The following is an 18,376-nucleotide window of genomic DNA, read 5'->3' on the forward strand; positions in this document are numbered from 1 at the left end:
GGGGGGGAGGATGTCAAATCCTTGTAGATAGATGGACATGACCTATTAAGTCTTATTTTGTAAAAGCCGTAATTGAGGAATTAGCTGTTCTAACCACTCAATCCATCCAACTTCTTGATTGATACCCAATTGCAAAATCATTTTGTGGATATAACTGGTTTGATCTTGTAATTGGGGATGGTCATCATATGTTGCAAAATCTCGTGTATATATTAACTGATAGACGTGTAGATTGTGCTGATGTAATTTAAGATGACGTTCGAGTTCGGGTAAAAGCTGTTGTGTGTTAAGCTGAGCTTCAGCGCGTAAGCGAACCATCAGCTCTTCACGTAAAGGTGCGGGTGGACTTTGTTTATAGATCCATTCGGTCAATTCACTACGACCAAGAGCTTCCACTTGATAGGTCTTTTTTCGCCCAGTGTAGTGCTCATCTTCTAAAGTGGAAATCCAGCCTTTTTGCAGCATCCCACTGAGTTCACGATAAATTTGTTGGTGTGTTGCAGGCCAAAAAAATCCCATTGAGCGATCAAAGCGCCGTGCTAGTTCGGAACCTGTACTAGGTTTTTCAATTAAACTGGTGAGTAACGCATGAGACAGTGACATCGGGCTACATCAATCTAAAATGATCATTGCAGTCATTATGCAACATGTTGCATAAAAAACAAAACTAGATTATAAAAAACTGCTGATCAAAACTAACCTTACGCTCGCCAACTGCCAGCAGGAGTATTTATGTCACATTATCCATTTTTATTTGAGCCCCTTGATTTGGGATTCACTACATTAAAAAACCGTATATTAATGGGCTCAATGCATGTGGGATTAGAAGAACATGAACACGGTTTTGAGCGTATGGCGCAGTTTTATGCTGAGCGTGCCAAAGGTGGTGTGGGGCTCATTGTAACCGGAGGGATTGCACCTAACCAAGCAGGTGTAACCTTTGCTGGGGGCTCAAAACTTGAAACGTTTGAAGAGGCTGAACCGCATAAACAGATTACTCAAGCAGTACATGACGCAGGCGGAAAAATCGCACTACAAATTTTGCATACAGGACGTTATTCCTATCAGGCTGACATTGTTGCTCCATCTGCAGTTCAGGCACCTATTAATCCAGTAAAACCGCATGCACTGAGTTCTGCAGAGGTTTGGCAAACTATTGCAGACTTTGTTAACTGTGCAAAATTGGCGAAATACGCAGGATATGATGGCGTTGAAATCATGGGGTCAGAAGGTTATTTGATCAATGAGTTTATCGCAGCACGTACCAATCATCGCGATGATGAATGGGGAGGGAGTTATGAAAATCGTATACGCTTAGCGATTGAAATTGTTAAGCGTACACGTGAAGCTGTTGGTGAAAACTTTATTATTATTTACCGACTATCAATGCTTGATTTGGTTGAAGGTGGATCAAGTTTTGAGGAAGTTGTACAGCTTGCACAAGAAATTGAAAAGGCAGGTGCAACGATTATTAATACTGGTATTGGTTGGCATGAAGCTCGTATTCCAACCATTGCAACGAAAGTTCCTCGTGCAGCATTTACTTGGGTAACTCGTAAACTGAAAGGTTTAGTGAATGTTCCATTAATTACTTCCAACCGTATTAATACTCCAGAGATGGCGGAGTATGTACTTGCTGAGGGCGATGCCGACCTGATTTCAATGGCACGTCCAATGTTGGCGGATCCAGAATTTGCCTTAAAAGCTATGCAAGGTCGTTCAGATGAAATTAATACTTGTATTGGTTGCAACCAAGCATGTTTAGATCAAATTTTTACACAACAAGTGGCATCTTGTTTAGTTAATCCTCGTGCTTGCCATGAAACAGAATTAAATATGCTGCCGGCAGAGAAGAAGAAAAAAATTGCAGTGATTGGTGCGGGGCCAGCTGGATTAAGTTTCGCAGTCAATGCCGCAGAGCGTGGGCATGAGGTTGAGTTATTTGAGGCTGCAGCACAAATTGGTGGCCAATTTAATATTGCAAAGACGATTCCTGGTAAAGAGGAATTCTATGAAACCTTGCGTTATTTTAAGCGTCAGATTGAATTACAACCGCTGATTAAACTGCATCTGTCACAAAGAATGAGTTTCGAACAGTTACAGCAGCAAGACTTTGATGAGATTGTTGTTGCAACAGGGGTTACCCCGCGCCACTTGGAGATAGACGGTTTTGATCATCCTAAGGTGTTGAGTTATCTAGATGTATTGCGTGATCGTCAGGTTGTTGGACAACGTGTGGCAATTATTGGTGCGGGTGGAATTGGTTTTGATACAGCGGAATTCCTAAGTCATCGTGGTCAAAGTGGTAGTCAAGATCCACAAAAGTTCTATGATGAATGGGGAATTGATACGCAATACGCCAACGTTGGTGGTTTAAAACCTGTACAAGTTGAAAGTTCACCACGTGAAATATATTTACTGCAACGTAAGTCGAGCACAGTGGGTGGAGGACTGGGTAAAACAACAGGTTGGATTCACCGCGCAGGTTTAAAGCAACGTCAGGTGCATATGTTGGCGGGTGTGAGCTATGAGAAGATTGATGACCAAGGCTTACATATACTTGTAGCTGATCAACCTAAGGTCTTAGAAGTTGACCATGTAGTGGTTTGTGCAGGGCAAGAGTCATATACAGCGATGTATGAGCAGTTAAGAGCTGCTGGACAACGTGTACACTTGATTGGTGGTGCGCTTCAGGCGGGTGAGCTTGATGCAAAGCGTGCTATTCGACAAGGTGCAGAGCTTGCAGCACAATTATAAAGCCAGATCTTTATAGAGCATCAAACTTCATTAAGAAGATGGCTGAATAAAATCAGCCATTTTTTTCCTAGCGTTTAAACTCATTCAAAAGAAAACACATTGATCAATGTAGTGTAATCTCCGATTAGTCATAACGGCGATAGTGGCCAGTAAAGCGTTGGCACTCCGTTTGTTTACTTTGTATGACCAAAAGTGCTTTATGAAAAGTCATTTGATAACTACATCGGCGGTCATTATCTAAAATTGGATTTTTAGGGTTAGGAGAGCTATAAGCGAATAATGAGCTTTGTTGCTGCTGGCTTTTATTATTGGGATTTAAATAAGCACTGCCTTCAATTTTAATGCGATCTTCACTGAGTTGATGGACCATAATATGCACTTCAGGGATTGCGATTTTACCTTGATTGTATTTTATAAAATGTTGCGTCATGCTCTGATTCATAGAACTATAAAAGTTTAGCTCTTCACTACGTTGGTCAATTTGTTCTTCGAAACAACGCTTAGATTTACATTGTTGAATGCGCTTTAACCAAAGTTGTTGCGTGACTTCAAGCAGTTGAGTAGGTGCATCAGTCACTTGATATGCGGTTAAATATTTATCATTGAGTGATAAACGCTGCTGTTTAAATTGTGTACCACACAACATTTTTTTCCAAGCGATGTTGTGAGTGCTATCGCAGGGAATTGCTTGCGCATGACTGATTTGACTACTGAAAATAGCAATGCTGCTTAAACTTAAGAGGGTTAAAATAGACTTCATAGATAAATAATCTGTTTTGATCAGCATGATCGCTTATACTTTCTGAATACTTGCATACTTACTATAGCGAAAGAGAAAGTAGGAATACAAGATTTCATATTAAAAACTGCAAAGGGGCAATTTATGTCGGTACAAATTCGAATTGGACAAGGCATTGATGTACATGCATTTGAAGATGGGGATTTTGTCACCCTTGCTGGGGTTAAGATACCACATAATCAGGGTCTTAAAGCACATTCAGATGGTGATGTAGTGTTACATGCACTCTGTGATGCTTTGCTAGGAGCACTAGCTTTGGGTGATATTGGTCAACATTTTCCTGATACTGATCCTGAGTTTAAAGGAGTAGATAGCCGTAAGCTATTAAAACATAGTTACCAATTGATTTTAGATCGTGGCTATCAGTTGAATAATGCTGATATTACCGTAGCTTGTGAGCGTCCTAAATTGGCTAAGCATAATTTAGAAATGCGTCAAAGCATTGCAAATGTCCTAAATGTTGATGTGACCCAAATTAGTATTAAGGCCACAACAACAGAGCAGCTTGGTTTTACTGGACGTCAAGAAGGAATTTTAGCGACTGCAACGGTATTAATCTCGCATCAAGCAAAGTAATTATTGACCTGTATGGTCTGGCTCGATTTGTTGTAAGGACTGTTCGAGTTCCTGCGTGGCTTTACGACCTTGGAGTTGTAAAGTCATCGCATGGATGAGACCTGTCCAGGTGGCATTGGGCTCCCAAATATGATGTAAAAACTCTTGAGCGTCTGGTAGTTCTATCGCCATAGCAAATTGTTGATAGAGATACATTAGGCTGCTTACACGACGATTATCTGGGCAATGTACCCAAACGATTTTGTTTTGTACTAAAGCATGAACAAGATCAAGAACTAAAAGACACTGTTCATCTGCAGGACAGTCCCAATGAATGGGGATGTGCAGATAATTGAGTCCGAGATTGGCACAATGTTGGTCTTGATGAGGCAGCACAGGTTCTTCATTACTTAAGCCCAAATTAATCACAGTATCTACACCATAGGCTTTGATTTGTGCAAGTTGTTCTGCACTAGGTTGAGCGGATGTCAAAAGATGCTGATGAATATAACGAAATTGAGGAATTTGACTCAGTTGCTGTTCAATATTATTCATGCGACCGTTAATAAGATAAGTAAAAAGAAAAATATAAGTCTAAAGTCAGAAGAATGATAGCTCAGGCTAACAATAATCTACAACAAAGTGGAACGCCACCTTGTAGATGGCGTTTTATTCACCCTTAACGTGTTGGAAGAACAGCTTTTAATGCAGCATCCATTTCTAATAAGGTGTTTTCAGTTGTTTCCCAATCGATACAGCCATCAGTTACAGATAGACCATATTCAAGCTCTTTGAGATCTTTAGGAATATCCTGACGACCACCTTTAAGATGACTTTCAACCATGACACCTACGATAGATTTATTTCCATCTATAATTTGTTCAGTCAGGTTTTTTAACACCAAAGGTTGTAAGAATGGATCTTTGTTTGAGTTTGCATGGCTAGCATCAATCATAATTTTATTACTGACTTTAGCTTTAGCGAGTGCATTTTCGGTTTCAGCAACTGAGCCTGCATCATAGTTAGGTTTGCCATTACCACCACGTAAAACAACGTGTGCATAAGGGTTGCCTTTAGTACGAATTACAGACACTTGACCTTGATCATTCAGGCCTAAGAAACTGTGGCCATGTTTAACAGATTGCATCGCATTTGTAGCAACAGTTAAACCACCATCAGTACCGTTTTTAAAACCTACAGGAGAGGAAAGACCTGAAGACATTTCACGGTGTGTTTGGCTTTCAGTCGTACGTGCACCAATCGCTGACCAAGAAATTAAATCTTGATAATACTGTGGCGAGTTTGGATCGAGTGCCTCAGTTGCACATGGCAAACCTTTTTCATTCAACTCTAAAAGGAGTTGACGACCAATACGTAGACCTTTTTCAATGTTGAATGAGTCATTCATATCAGGATCGTTGATTAAACCTTTCCAACCGATCGTTGTACGTGGTTTCTCAAAATAAACACGCATTACGATATATAAAGTGTCTTTGACTTTTTCGCTAAGCACTTTTAAACGGTCTGCATATTCATGCGCAGCAACAGGATCGTGGATTGAGCATGGACCGATCACAACAAACAAACGCTTATCTTTGCCATCTAAAATATTGCGGATAGTTTCACGACCGTGAAGAACAGTTTGATAGGCCTGATCGTTTAGAGGAAGTTCCGCTTTTAATTTTGCTGGAGTTACAAGAGGCTGAATGCTTTGTACATTCACGTCATCAATATCGGATTGAACAAAAGGGATAGAATTAGGTGTATTCATTTGCCGTCACTGGGTAATCATACAGTTGAGTAGAAATTCGCTTGAATATAACACGAATTGTTTAATGTTTGACACGGCTTGAGCAGAATAAGTCTAGGATATTTTTCAAGTTGTGACATTTATCCGTTTATTACACTTGAGAATATTCTGAAGATATTTCTTTCAAAGCTGAATTTTAAAAAATAAGCGCTGTTGCGCTGTGCTAATATGTTATCGCTTTGCGGGGGATATAGCATTGAATAATCAAAAATTGCGTATTGGTATTGTGGTTGGCGAAGTTTCAGGTGATACGCTTGGAGTGAAATTAATGCGCCGCTTTCAGGAACTGGGTATTGACGCTGAATTTGAAGGCGTGGGTGGCCCGCAAATGATTGCAGCGGGTTTGCAAAGTTTTTATCCCATGGATATTTTTTCTAAAATGGGCATTGTTGAAGTGCTCAAAGATCTCAAAAAGTTTTTTGCGATTCGTGATGACTTGGTTAACCGTTGGGCGAAGAAGCCTATTGATATTTTTATTGGAATCGATGCACCTGATTTTAATTTACGGTTATCAAAAAGTATTAAACAACATCATTTACCAACCAAGACTGTACAATATGTCAGTCCATCAGTGTGGGCTTGGCGTCAGGGGCGAGTATATGGCATTAAAGAGTCCATTGATTTAGTTCTATGCCTATTCCCATTTGAAAAAGCTTTTTATCAAAAATTTGATGTGCCTGCGGCTTTTGTCGGGCATCCTTTGGCCACTGAACTTCCTCTGGATAATCCAATTGGTTTAGCGAAGCAAGCACTGGGCCTTTCGGTACAACAACGTCATATTGCGTTATTGCCCGGTAGTCGTCAGGGAGAGGTTGAACGTTTGGGGCCAATGTTATTGGATGCAGCGCAAATTCTGCATCATAAGTATCCAGATGATCTTTTTATTATTCCGGCCATTAATGCGGCGAGACAACAGCAGATTGCCGAATTATTAAAACCGTACCCAACCAGTTTAAAAGATCGAGTATTGTTACTTGAAAATCAAAGTGCAGAGTCGAGTATAGGTCGACAAGTGATGGATGCTGCAAATATAGTGGCCCTCGCTTCAGGAACAGCGACTTTAGAAGCGATGTTAATGCATCGTCCAATGGTCTCTTTTTATAAATTAAATTGGTTAAGTTATGTCATTATAAAATTCTTAGTCAAAATTCCCTATTATTCTTTGCCTAATATCATTGCAGGTAAACGCGTCATTAAAGAGTTGATTCAAAGAGAAGCAACAGCTGAAAATCTCGCTGCTGAGATTGAGCGTTTAATGGATATTGAAGTGGGACAAATTCAAACTATGCAGTTTAAAACGTTACATAAAAAGTTATTGGCTGGAAGTAGTGAAGATCCAGCAGTTGCGGTATTAAATTTATTGAATATACAACCACAGCAAAATTGAAAAGAGAGGCTTTAAATACCTGTGCAGGGGGTGACCAAGCACAGGTATTTGAGGCAAGTTTTGAAAATTATTCAGCGCGAATAATTAATTCGTAACCTGTATATTTACGAATATTAATAACACCAGTATCTAAGAGTAAATACTGTCCTTTAATGCCTTGTAGTACACCACGGATGACTGGAGTCTTATCAAGATTATGCGACTTGATTTTTTCAGGATAACTCTCTACAGGATAAATGAATTGGCGTTGTTGTTCATTCTCGAGTAGTTCAACACCCTCATTAAATTCTAGGTTTTGACTAAACTCTTCACGGATAGTTTGAATTTTAGGACTAAAACGCTCTACGAGTTGGTCGCGAATTTCGATGAGATTCAGTGGTTCTGCTTGCCCTTTAAGAAGTTTACGCCAGTCGGTTTTATCCGCAACTTCATTTGCGAACATCGTTTCGAGCTGACCAGATAAGCGCCGTGAACCAACTTTCATAATCGGTAAAGCTTGGGTTGCACCTTGATCTAACCAACGTGTTGGCATTTGACCTAGACGTGTAATCCCAACCTTGAGAGCACTTGAGTTTGCTAAATACACAATATGTGGCTGAAAACAAACTTCATGTGCAAAACTATCTTCTCGGCAAGTACCCAAATGATAATGGCAGGTCTCGGGTTTCATAATACATAGATCACAAGAGGCCTTGGTCTTAAAACATTTAAAACAATGCCCTTGTGAATATGATTTTGGAGTGGCATTACCACATGAGACACAATAAATTTTCCCAGTCCATTCGATTTCAATTTCTTGGCCTAGTTGGAAGGGAAGATCTACAACTGTTCGGTCTAAATTAAATTTATATTCAACATTTGCTTGATGTAAGGATGAATCAGTTACATTATTCTCTAGCAGAGCTGCATGCATTTTGTGACAAATGCCTTGTCGTTCCATTGCTAATTTCTCACTCGATATAATAGGTACAGTCATGGCTGAGCAAAATGTCATCACTTTGATGCTAGACGATTTAGCACAACAACAGCCAATTCGGACTGCATTATCCATTGGACTTAACTTGACGAATGATCTATCGGATTTGAACATTCAATTTAGTCATTTTAACGCATCTGTATTTTTAAATCTGCCTTTTCAACAACGATATGATTTGGCTGTTGTGCGGCTCAACGATTTAGAGTTACAACAGTTTAACCCACAACAAAAAACACAATTAATAGTGAAGCTACGTGATCTATGGGCGAAACGAATTGTGGTTTGTGCAGAAGTGCAGGATGAAAAGTTGATGCGAGCATTAGGTTTTCAGCAGTTGTTTGACTATCAACTTATTGAGCAACAGTCAGTTTGGCTATTTAATATCTTAGATTATAAACAAGTACCAGATTGGTTAAATGCTAAGTATTGGGCAAACCCAGAAAATTGGAATAAGTATCGTTGGTAATGAACGATTAACTCAAGTGATTAGAATATTTATAGGCTAAGCAATATTTCAAAGCTTCACTCGGTATGAAATAAATGGTTGTTGGCAGAAATAGTTTTGGCGACATAATGGGATTTATTGAAACGAATGAGGATCACTTGTGACTGTAATTCTAGCTCACCAAACTCGGGTTCTACTTGAATATAATGCAGTTGGCCATATTCATCGATAACTCGGGCTTGGGCGGAAAAACCAGGGCGAGCATTACCACTTGATATGGTTGCTAAGCGACCAATTAAGTTAATTGCGGTAGGGGTATATTGAGGTTTGATGACTTGGTCAAGACAGTGAATCATAAACACAGTAAAAAAGATGGCCATAATTAGAGCGGGCACAATCACATAATACCAAGCGGCGAGTTCTTGACGACTCGCAAAAATGGTCAATTGTAAAAAATATCCCGCAAAACTAAAGTTGATCAGCAAGAAAACAAAAATTGATATTTTAGAAAATTTGACCTGAATGAATGGTGAGTGCTTTAACCATTGTGGTGATATCTTCTTCAATAAACTACTTGGTCGCAAACGTATATAATAGCCAATGGTTTCTGCCAAACTCAGCAAAATCAACATCAATACGCTCATATGAAATGGCATAAGATTCGCTTCGTTGAAAAATTGCATCAGCATATGGGGATTATTCCAATTACATTTATTTGAAGTGTATGTTTTTCATGAGTATAACTGAATCATTAATCATGTAGAAAACTTATACGCGCATATTGTGCAATACGTTCAGCATTAAGCATTTGTACTTGGTTTAAAAACTCGATATGGAAACTGCCAATTTCAGGGGCTTTTGCATAGGCCAATTGCGCTGCGATAGAAAAATGAATATGTGCTGCAATTGCTGCAATACTCACACTGCTAGCAACAGCACTATATGCAGCACATAAGGCACCGAGTGCACAGCCATTTGCTGTAATTTTGGTTTGATTGATATGGCCGCCGTGAATCTCGATCAGTGCATCAAATTGTTTCGACACAATAAAATCAGAAGCACCAGAGATCGCAATACATTCTGTAGCGTGGAGTAATGGGCGTGCATGCTGGGCAGCCACTTGACTGGCCAAGGTCGAATCTACACCTTTACTTTGTATTGCAGTACCCGCCAAGGTACTTATTTCTGAAGCATTTCCACGAATAATGCTGGGTTTGTATTGCAACAGCTGTTCAATCGTATGACTACGCCATTTAAGTAGATTTCCATAGCCTACAGGATCAAGAACCCACGGGGTATGGTGTTGTTGTGCTGCCGCAGCGGCTACATGCATCGCTTGTGTTTGTTCACTGGTCGGTGTGCCCAGATTGATATTGAGGCCTGCACTTATTTGGGCAAAATCACCAGCTTCATAAGGGTTATCAATCATGGCTGGAGAGGCACCAGCCGCTAAAAGAATATTCGCCACATAATTAGCTGCAACACTATTGGTTATACATTGTACTAAAGGCTGTTGTTGCTGAAGATCTTGCCAAGCGAGAATCACTTGTTCAATCAATATTTGATCGGTAATAGTGTGTTGATGCGTTTGATCAAAACACTGTTGTACGGTGTGATGCATAAGAACCTCAGCTAGGATGAATTGATTGATCAAATAAAATGGCTATATTTAAAGGCATAAATCAGCTGATAAATAAACGCTATATATTTTAAATTTAAAAGGTTGGTCGTTGATAGGCTTGATCAGAGGTGGTTGATTAGCGAATAAAATAGTGGTCTTGATGTTTACACTTAAGACAACTCATCGAAACATATTCTGCTGCATCATAATCAACTTTTAAATCATGAGAGCCACAGTGCATACAACGTTTATCTGAATAGAAATTTAGACGTGGGGCAATTTTTCTCCAACTACGCCATACTGGCTGTATGAAAATATGTTCATCGTAATTCATAAAACGATAAAATAAAATACTGCTCATTTTACTTAGTGGTAAATTATGAGGACGTGGTAAGGTTGGAGTTTCCCACTTTTCATCAACACTCCGTTGACGATATTGCATTAAGGTTTTTTTTAGAATATTTGTATTAATAAAATTTTCATTGCGGATTTGTAATGCTTTTTGCTGATAGAGATATTCAAGTGCATTTTGAATCAGATAATAAATCTGACCAACAGCTAAGTGTTCCATCAAGTTATAGCAATAAGCTTGTAAGCCACGGTTCCCGGCAATTTGGATGCCCCAAGTTCGACAATAGTGTTGCATAAATTGTACGATTTCTTGATATAGCATTAAATACAACGCATCCTTGACTTGATCAGCAGTTTTAAAAGGCACACCGCGTGATAAGTTTTCAAAAAAGCGTAAGCGTAATTGTTGACATACACTATATAAACTAGGTTCTGCATACCCATCGATACGCAGTTGTAGAAAGTATTGGCCAGAATTTAGTGTTGGTTCGGTTTGCGCGTTAGGGTCATTTTCAAGTAATACGCCATCCTTGACCAGTTGTTGGAGTAGGGAGTTTTGAAATTGGAAGTTTGGACTGAAGTAATTATATTTGATGTTATTCCAATCTATAAACTCTCTATAGCTTTTATCTTCTTGGACTGTGTCATCTAGTATTGAAAGTAAAAATAGTTGTTGTAAAAAACTGAGTTGGTTTAAGTCTTTAATCACAATATCTGCTTTACGTTCTTTAAAGCGTTGCTCTTGTAAACGTGTGGCCTTAATCATTTTTTTACGAGTATTTTGGCAGTGTTCACAGTGACAATTATGATGATCATCAGTAAACACTTGATGTGAGCAGTGACTACACTGGTAAAAGTTAAATTCTTTTTCAAATTGCTCTGCATCGATATAGTACATTGATGCCTGACAAAGTGGGCAGTGCTGACTCTCATCGAGTTGTTTATTTAAGACTTGAATAGACATGTGCAACGGCCACTAACATAAAAAACTCGATTCATTATACATCGTTCCTTAAGCGAATTTTCAACTGACACATCAACATTGGCCTAGTCTTGGCAATAGAGCAGATAGAGTTGCTGCATTAATTGCAAAACTTTCGGCTCCGCGATTGAATAATAAATTTGCTTACCATCACGACGTGTAGCGACCAACTTCGCTTTACGCAGTAATGTAAGTTGCTGTGAAAGGGTCGGTTGCTGAATATTGGTAAGTAATTCAATCTGCTGAACATGGATCTCACCATCTTTTAATACACATAAGATTTTCAATCGATCAGGATTGGATAAAACTTTGAGCTGCTGTGCAACATAATCGGCTTTACTAAAGTCAAAGCTAATACTATTCGACATTCATTAATCTCTAAAATAGGCTTGAATAATTAATATTATTATATAATATAAAAAAGTATATTGAAATAACGAATTTAAACTATAGAGGTAAGCATTGATGCATGAGTATTTAATTGCATGGCTGGGTGGTCTGCTATTAGGTGTCGCTGTAGTTGGCTATTTGTATTTACATGGCCGTATAGCAGGGGTGAGTGGCATGCTTGCTCAGGTCATCAGCAAAAAGACCTTTGTGCAATCCCCAGCTAAATGGTTTTTGTTGGGTATGGTTTTATCTGCTGCACTTTACGGCTTTTGGAAACAGCCACAGATAGATTTTGTTGTAGAGGAACCTTGGCTATTTATGCTTTCAGGATTATTGGTTGGTTTTGGAAGCAGCATGGGGTCAGGTTGTACCAGCGGTCATGGTATTTGTGGGATGAGTCGTTTATCAAAGCGATCTTTTATCGCAACTGCCAGTTTTATGGCGGCAGGTATGCTTACAGTTTGGTTAACACGTCATGTATGGGGGATTTTGCTATGAATGAGCTAAGTACAATAAACCAACAAAGTAATGCGAATAGTCTATTTTATGCCTTAACTGCCACAGTTTTGGGTGCGTTATTTGGATTAGGCTTAATTATTTCAGGTTTAGCAAATCCTATTAAGATTATTAGTTTCTTAGATATTACGGGGCAGTGGGATGCTAGTTTAATTTTTGTCATGCTCGGTGCGATTATGGTGGTGTTTATACCGATGCAGAGGGCGATTCGTCATCCATGTACCCTTTCTGGACAAACAATTCATCTACCCACCCAAACTCAACTTGATTATAAATTAGTGGTGGGTGCAATTATTTTTGGAATCGGTTGGGCCATTGCTGGGATTTGTCCAGGACCTAGTTTTGCTTTGCTTGGATTGGGTCATATTGAGGGTGTATATTTTCTACTGGCGATGGGTTTAGGTGTATGGCTGCAACGTAAATTAAGCGGAGTAGAATAAAATGCAACAACAACCATTTGTACAGTCATTTTTTGATGCGGTAACGAATAGTTATAGCTATGTAGTGAGTGACCCTTCAACAAAAAAATGTGCGATTATTGATAGTGTATTAGATTACGATGCTGCAAGCGCAAGTACAGCGACTGAGCAGGCAGATCAAATTATTGCTTATGTTCAGCAACAGCAGTTACAGGTACAGTGGATTTTAGAAACCCATGTTCATGCTGATCATTTAAGTGCTGCACAGTTTTTAAAGCAACAGTTGGGTGGTCGTGTGGCCACAAGTGATAAAATTACACTGGTACAGCAAACGTTTAGTTCTATTTATCATTTAGATTTATCATATTTTAGCTCACAGCAGTCTTTTGATTATTTATTTAAAGATGGAGAGCATTTTAAGATTGGTGAACTCGATGCTTATAACATTGCCACACCTGGTCATACGCCCGCATGTTTGAGTTATGTGATTGGTGATGCGGTTTTCGTTGGCGATACGTTGTTTATGCCTGATTATGGTACAGCACGTTGTGACTTTCCTAAAGGAAGTGCGGCGCAGTTATTCGACTCTGTGCAAAAGTTATATCAACTAGCAGATAATACTCGGGTATTTTTATGCCATGACTATCTACCCAAAACACGTCAACAATATCAATGTGAAACCAGTATTGCACAGCAAAAGGCAGAGAATATTCATCTACATATAGGGGTTGCCAAAGATGAGTTTATTGCGCTGCGAGAGCAACGAGATGCTGGTCTAAACATGCCAAAACTGATCATACCCGCCATTCAAATTAATATGGATGCAGGGAAATTACCCAAGGCAGAATCAAATGGGATTCGTTATTTGAAAGTGCCGCTGAATTATTTTAAGACCACTTGAGATTAATGATCCCAAGTGGTAGATGTGCTGAGCTTAATCTAAAATAACGTGAAGGTCTTTAGGCATTCCTTGCTGACTTTCTATTTCACCTTTGGCATTTTTCCACACGATTGCTGGTGTAGCATAAAAACCATATTTTTCCATTGTTTCAGCATTGTGATTTAATTTATCTGACAAAGCTTGTGGGATACTGGCCATATCCTTAATTTGGTTTTTACCGTTGGCTAAATTAAATTGTTTAAACGCTTCTTCTGGATTGGAGCTCGCTAGTATAGTTGCAGCTTGACCTTTAGAGTTCTCACGAATGACACCCACCATAATATGGCGGAATTGAACTTTACCTGAGTCTACCCAAGGACGGGCTTTTTGCCAGAACGTGTGGCAATAAGGGCAGTTGACATCAGTAAATACATAGACAATTTTAGCTGCATCTTTTTTACCATCTTGTATCCAAGTGGTTTGTTCTAAACTCTTCCAGATTTGTTCCAATACGGCCCCTTTGACATGGGTGTTAATGGCTTCTTCTGTAAGATTTTTATTTTTGGCATCAAATAAATCACCCACGATATAATATTTTTGATCTTTAGAAATAAAGACAGTTGAAGGATATTCATCCTTATAACCACTCCAGCCGATCAGCCCTTCTGGTGCATCAATTTGTTTAACAAAATTGTAGCCTTGTTTTTCTAATTGTTGTTTCAAAGCACCACTTTGCTCAGTTTGGGCACAGCTTGCGAGGCTAATAGACAAGCCAAGTGTTGCTAATGCTATGCATTTAAATTTTTGCATCAATGTTCTCCTTGAGCATTTTTAAGTTTTTGATTCAATACACTTTGACTAATTTCACCCATATGACTATCAACAAGTTGACCTTGTGCATTAAAAAATAGAGTGCTTGGTAGACCATACATTCCAGTTTTTTTTGCAGTAAGTCCCTCTTGATCGAGCAACATATGGTTAAATTGAAGCTGATTTTTTTCTAAGTATTGCGTAATAGTTGCAGCATCTTCACCTTGGTTAATCATGACGAAATTTACATTAGGGTGATTTTTTTGAGCTGCATCTAGAACAGGCATTTCACGATGACAGGGTGGACACCAACTGGCCCATAAATTGATCACAGTAGGTTTTCCAATAAACTGGGACAGGGCCTGTTTTTTTTGCTGCAAATCGACCAGTTCGACTTGTGGAAACTGTTGATAGTGTTGCTGGTATTTTTTATATGACCATAGACCGATGCTGGTGAGACTTAAACTGCTTACTAGAAATATCATGGCAATATAACGAGCGCTCTGCCAGTTTTTCCATAAGATCCATACAGCGGCACTTAAGATCGCTGTAATAAAGTGAAAGCCCTTATCTTGGATTTTTATAATATCGATTGGATGTAGACGATAATAATCAAAGTCCATAAAAACAAAGACCAAACGCCCAATAATCAATCCAATCCAAGTGGCCTGCCAAATACTATCTTTAAATTGTTGCCAATTTTCAGGTGAAACAGCAAAGTATGTACAAAAACGCTTTGCTAGCATAATCGACAGTGCCAGACTGAGGAAAAAAATCAGTAATGGCCAAGGTAACATGATCGGGCCAAGATGAATTGCTTGTGCAGTAATCATATTAATTTACTTGCTGTAATTGATGAATAAACTTTTTGGCACTGAATGTACCTGTTAAACGCAGTTGACGTAGCTCTTGTGCGTTGGCATCTAAAAATAGCATCGTTGGTGGGCCTAAAATTTCATGTTGCTGTAAAATTAGGTCCTGAGATGGGTCATTTTGCGTGAGGTCTAGTTTAATTAAAGTAAAATTCTCCATCGCGAGTTGTACATCTGCACGAGGTAATACTTCATTTTCAATCGGTTGGCATGCAGTACACCAATCTGCATAGACATCGATTAATATTGGACGTTTTTGCAATTTCGCTGCTTGAATCGCTTGTTCAAATTGTTCTGCTGTACGAACCTTTTGCCAAGTCAATAAAGCCTGAGCAGAATGTTTGACTTGATAGGCATGAATCGCGGAATTAATGTTGTATGCAGCACCTAGAAGGCTCAATACAGCCAAGATTAACATGACGATTTTAGCAATCTTAGAGTCAGCTGAACTTCGTATTTTAAAGAGGTATCCCGCTAATATTAAACACAGCAGTGCAAATGCTGCTGCATAGAACATGCTACCTAGCATTGGACGGATAAAGTATAACGCAACCATTAACATGACAAAGCCGAAGCCAATCTTGATACGATCCATCCAAAGTCCAGGTTTGGGTAAGTATTTTGCGCCAAATACACTTGCAATAAATAAAGGTAAGCCTATCCCTAAGCCTAAGATAAACATATAAATGCTACCCAATACTGGGTCATGACTTTGCGAGACAAAGAGCAGGGCACCAGCGAGTGGCGCGCTCATACAAGGGCCAACAATTAATGCAGATAAAATCCCCATAATGACTGCACCAAAGAGTGTGCCACCTTGTTGCTTGCTTTGTAGATGATCAAGTTTATGCAGGATAGATTGCGGTAATGTGAGCTTGTATAGGCCAAAAAGATTGAGTGCTAATGCAATGAAAATTATGGCAAAAATACCAATCACTACTGGGTTTTGGAACCAACGCTGGAAACTATATCCAATTTCAGCGACCAGCATCCCCATAAGTGCGTACACCAATGCCATACTCACCACAAAGCTTAGGGCAATGACAATAGCCCGATAACCACGTGCTTTTTGCACAATAATCCCTGATAGAATCGGAATCAAAGGCAATGAACATGGCAAAAATGCCAGTAAAACACCCAATAAGAAAAATATAACTAGATTTAAGCCTAAGTGATCGGGTGATAGAAGTTGTAAAAATCCTTGATCGTTATTCAGTTGAAATACAGAAATTTCAGATTGTGCTGTTTGTGCTGGAGAGACTGAATTTTCTGCAGTAGCGGGTAAGCTGGCTACCGAACTGACTGAAAGGTGATCAGTTGTAGATGTAGTCAGTTGTGCTGTGGATGGAGCAGATGAGGCACTTTGCTCTTGATCAGTTTTATTTGTAACTTGCGCTGCTTGTGCGGTGGAGCTTGCTGGACTTTGATCTGCAGTAATTTTAGTGTTTGTAGAATGCGTAGGTGTGGGTGGTGCAGTTTTAACTACAGTTTCAGCTTTATTTTCAAATGAGTTATTCTGTGATTGGCTTGACTCAATCAGTGTTTTTTTCCCAGCTGTATTGGTTTGTCCAAGTAGGCCATCAGCATCAGTTGTGATATTACGTCTTTGTAATGGATAACATAGCCCATCACTTGAGCATCCTTGCCAGGTGACCAAATATTGACTATTGGGTTGAACACTAATTTGAGTGCTTACATTGCCATAATGAACTTGCGTTAGGCCAAAGTTAGGATCATCTTTTTCAACACTTGCCGGTAGATTTAATTTGAGAGGTTTTTGTTGCAAACTGACTTTAAATTGATCGTGATAAAGATAGTAATGTGGAGCAATTTTCCAATGTAATTGCACGGTTTTACTATTGAGTGATTCTGCAGAAAAAGAAAAAGCTTGCTCAGGGGGTAAAAAATCAGTATTTGCCAATGTATGAATGCTGGTCACAGCCAATAGACTGCTTAAGCCGAGGCGGAGTAAATAACGCAAGTTCTTCATTCCCTATTTAGATTTAATTTATCAGCATTATCCATTGTTTTGAATTAAGAGAACATTAACAGTTCGTTTTCTTTGTATTATCTTTCACATGAAGGAGAACTTATGTTTATCTTATTGGTTGAAGATGACCCTTATATTGCCAAAAGCATACAATTTGCATTGCAACATTTAAACTTCTCAATTGAGCATGTGAGTACTGCTGTGGATGCCAACTATTATATGCAGCACTCTGCTGTAGATCTATGCTTGCTCGATTTGGGGTTACCTGATCAAGATGGCTTAGAATTATTGGCACAATGGCGATCAAAATCTATAGATGTTCCTGTTTTAGTCTTAACCGCACGTAACCAAACAGAACAATGTGTAAATGCTTTAAATGATGGTGCAGATGATTATTTAACAAAACCTTTTGAATTAAGTGAATTAATAGCGCGAATTCATGCTTTAGGTCGCCGTACACGAGGTTATGCCTCAAATCAAATCGAGTGTGGTGAGTTAAAGCTCAATAAAGCCACTCAAAAAGTGTATCGTGGTGAAATAGAACTTAATTTGTCACGCCGTGAATATGCTTTGCTTGAAGTGTTTATGCTACAGCCGAATCAGGTATTAAAAAATGAAGTGCTAGCAGATAAGTTATATGGCTTTCAAGATAATATTGAAAGTAATGCGCTCAATGTACATATCTACCATTTAAGACAAAAAATCGGAGCTGAATGGATTCAGACTGTAAGAGGAGTAGGTTATATTTTCCAGATTCAAAAAGAGAGGTCTGATGATTATTCAGTTGAGAAAACTGATCAAAATATAGTGTAGTCA

At 39.0% G+C, this 18,376-nt stretch carries 20 protein-coding genes; 8 read left to right on the top strand and 12 right to left on the bottom strand.

What is annotated here, in order from left to right; translation table 11 throughout:
• Positions 1-45: 45 nt before the first annotated feature.
• On the bottom strand, positions 46-603 hold the full coding sequence (locus Aru01_RS00775; RefSeq protein WP_016656530.1) for a PadR family transcriptional regulator: 558 nt from the start codon (positions 601-603) through the stop codon (positions 46-48).
• 129 nt (positions 604-732) lie between these two features.
• Here Aru01_RS00775 and Aru01_RS00780 point away from each other — a divergent pair, with 129 nt between their 5' ends.
• On the top strand, positions 733-2,757 hold the full coding sequence (locus Aru01_RS00780) for an NADPH-dependent 2,4-dienoyl-CoA reductase (RefSeq protein WP_016656529.1): 2,025 nt from the start codon (positions 733-735) through the stop codon (positions 2,755-2,757).
• A 124-nt stretch (positions 2,758-2,881) separates the two neighbouring features.
• Here Aru01_RS00780 and Aru01_RS00785 read toward each other — a convergent pair whose 3' ends face one another.
• On the bottom strand, positions 2,882-3,544 hold the full coding sequence (locus Aru01_RS00785) for an A1S_1983 family putative colistin resistance protein (protein ID WP_016656528.1): 663 nt from the start codon (positions 3,542-3,544) through the stop codon (positions 2,882-2,884).
• Positions 3,545-3,640: 96 nt separating this feature from the next.
• Between Aru01_RS00785 and ispF the strand changes: the two genes are divergently transcribed.
• Positions 3,641-4,132 (top strand): 2-C-methyl-D-erythritol 2,4-cyclodiphosphate synthase, encoded by a 492-nt coding sequence (gene ispF / locus Aru01_RS00790; protein WP_016656527.1) that lies wholly within the window; start codon positions 3,641-3,643, stop codon positions 4,130-4,132.
• Here the strand turns inward: ispF and Aru01_RS00795 are convergent, their stop codons facing one another.
• Both Aru01_RS00795 and Aru01_RS00800 read right to left on the bottom strand, forming a co-directional pair.
• Positions 4,133-4,666 carry a protein tyrosine phosphatase family protein gene (locus Aru01_RS00795; RefSeq protein ID WP_016656526.1) on the bottom strand — a complete coding sequence of 178 codons (534 nt, stop codon included), beginning with the start codon at positions 4,664-4,666 and terminating at the stop codon, positions 4,133-4,135.
• Between the two features lie 124 nt (positions 4,667-4,790).
• Entirely contained in the window at positions 4,791-5,882 is a 1,092-nt protein-coding gene (locus Aru01_RS00800) for a 3-deoxy-7-phosphoheptulonate synthase (RefSeq protein ID WP_016656525.1), read from the bottom strand.
• Between the two features lie 235 nt (positions 5,883-6,117).
• Here Aru01_RS00800 and lpxB point away from each other — a divergent pair, with 235 nt between their 5' ends.
• The gene (gene lpxB / locus Aru01_RS00805; protein ID WP_040331222.1) at positions 6,118-7,308 is read left to right on the top strand and encodes a lipid-A-disaccharide synthase; all 1,191 of its coding nucleotides are present in this window, start codon (positions 6,118-6,120) and stop codon (positions 7,306-7,308) included.
• Between the two features lie 67 nt (positions 7,309-7,375).
• Here lpxB and Aru01_RS00810 read toward each other — a convergent pair whose 3' ends face one another.
• On the bottom strand, positions 7,376-8,248 hold the full coding sequence (locus tag Aru01_RS00810; protein ID WP_016656523.1) for a DUF2797 domain-containing protein: 873 nt from the start codon (positions 8,246-8,248) through the stop codon (positions 7,376-7,378).
• Between the two features lie 34 nt (positions 8,249-8,282).
• On the opposite strand from Aru01_RS00810, the gene Aru01_RS00815 reads away from it, so the two are divergent.
• On the top strand, positions 8,283-8,750 hold the full coding sequence (locus tag Aru01_RS00815; RefSeq protein ID WP_016656522.1) for a DUF6231 family protein: 468 nt from the start codon (positions 8,283-8,285) through the stop codon (positions 8,748-8,750).
• Between the two features lie 56 nt (positions 8,751-8,806).
• Here Aru01_RS00815 and Aru01_RS00820 read toward each other — a convergent pair whose 3' ends face one another.
• From Aru01_RS00820 to Aru01_RS00835, 4 genes are all read right to left on the bottom strand, one after another.
• Entirely contained in the window at positions 8,807-9,412 is a 606-nt protein-coding gene (locus Aru01_RS00820) for an OB-fold-containig protein (RefSeq protein ID WP_155757980.1), read from the bottom strand.
• Positions 9,413-9,480: 68 nt separating this feature from the next.
• A complete protein-coding gene (thiM, locus tag Aru01_RS00825) occupies positions 9,481-10,350 on the bottom strand; it encodes a hydroxyethylthiazole kinase (RefSeq protein ID WP_016656520.1) in 870 nt (289 codons plus the stop codon).
• A gap of 136 nt (positions 10,351-10,486) precedes the next feature.
• Positions 10,487-11,665, bottom strand: coding sequence for a hypothetical protein (locus tag Aru01_RS00830; RefSeq protein WP_016656519.1), 1,179 nt, complete (start codon positions 11,663-11,665; stop codon positions 10,487-10,489).
• A gap of 83 nt (positions 11,666-11,748) precedes the next feature.
• The gene (locus Aru01_RS00835) at positions 11,749-12,051 is read right to left on the bottom strand and encodes an ArsR/SmtB family transcription factor (protein ID WP_016656518.1); all 303 of its coding nucleotides are present in this window, start codon (positions 12,049-12,051) and stop codon (positions 11,749-11,751) included.
• A gap of 97 nt (positions 12,052-12,148) precedes the next feature.
• On the opposite strand from Aru01_RS00835, the gene Aru01_RS00840 reads away from it, so the two are divergent.
• The 3 genes from Aru01_RS00840 to Aru01_RS00850 are packed head-to-tail and all read left to right on the top strand — an operon-like array spanning position 12,149 to position 13,909.
• Positions 12,149-12,571 carry a YeeE/YedE family protein gene (locus Aru01_RS00840; RefSeq protein ID WP_016656517.1) on the top strand — a complete coding sequence of 141 codons (423 nt, stop codon included), beginning with the start codon at positions 12,149-12,151 and terminating at the stop codon, positions 12,569-12,571.
• The gene (locus Aru01_RS00845; protein WP_016656516.1) at positions 12,568-13,029 is read left to right on the top strand and encodes a DUF6691 family protein; all 462 of its coding nucleotides are present in this window, start codon (positions 12,568-12,570) and stop codon (positions 13,027-13,029) included. The genes Aru01_RS00840 and Aru01_RS00845 overlap by 4 nt, the downstream gene beginning before the upstream one ends.
• A 1-nt stretch (position 13,030) precedes the next feature.
• Entirely contained in the window at positions 13,031-13,909 is an 879-nt protein-coding gene (locus tag Aru01_RS00850; RefSeq protein WP_016656515.1) for an MBL fold metallo-hydrolase, read from the top strand.
• A gap of 33 nt (positions 13,910-13,942) precedes the next feature.
• Here Aru01_RS00850 and dsbG read toward each other — a convergent pair whose 3' ends face one another.
• From dsbG to dsbD, 3 genes are read right to left on the bottom strand one after another with little or no spacing between them, the layout of a single operon-like run.
• A complete protein-coding gene (gene dsbG / locus Aru01_RS00855) occupies positions 13,943-14,698 on the bottom strand; it encodes a thiol:disulfide interchange protein DsbG (protein ID WP_016656514.1) in 756 nt (251 codons plus the stop codon).
• Entirely contained in the window at positions 14,698-15,531 is an 834-nt protein-coding gene (locus Aru01_RS00860) for a TlpA disulfide reductase family protein (RefSeq protein WP_016656513.1), read from the bottom strand. Before Aru01_RS00860 ends, dsbG begins: the two co-directional genes overlap by 1 nt.
• A gap of 1 nt (position 15,532) precedes the next feature.
• Positions 15,533-17,560 carry a protein-disulfide reductase DsbD gene (dsbD, locus tag Aru01_RS00865; RefSeq protein ID WP_016656512.1) on the bottom strand — a complete coding sequence of 676 codons (2,028 nt, stop codon included), beginning with the start codon at positions 17,558-17,560 and terminating at the stop codon, positions 15,533-15,535.
• Positions 17,561-17,662: 102 nt separating this feature from the next.
• On the opposite strand from dsbD, the gene Aru01_RS00870 reads away from it, so the two are divergent.
• Positions 17,663-18,373 (top strand): response regulator, encoded by a 711-nt coding sequence (locus tag Aru01_RS00870; RefSeq protein ID WP_016656511.1) that lies wholly within the window; start codon positions 17,663-17,665, stop codon positions 18,371-18,373.
• Positions 18,374-18,376: the final 3 nt, after the last annotated feature.

Source organism: Acinetobacter rudis, from assembly GCF_000829675.1.
GTDB classification, from domain to species: Bacteria; Pseudomonadota; Gammaproteobacteria; order Pseudomonadales; family Moraxellaceae; genus Acinetobacter; species Acinetobacter rudis.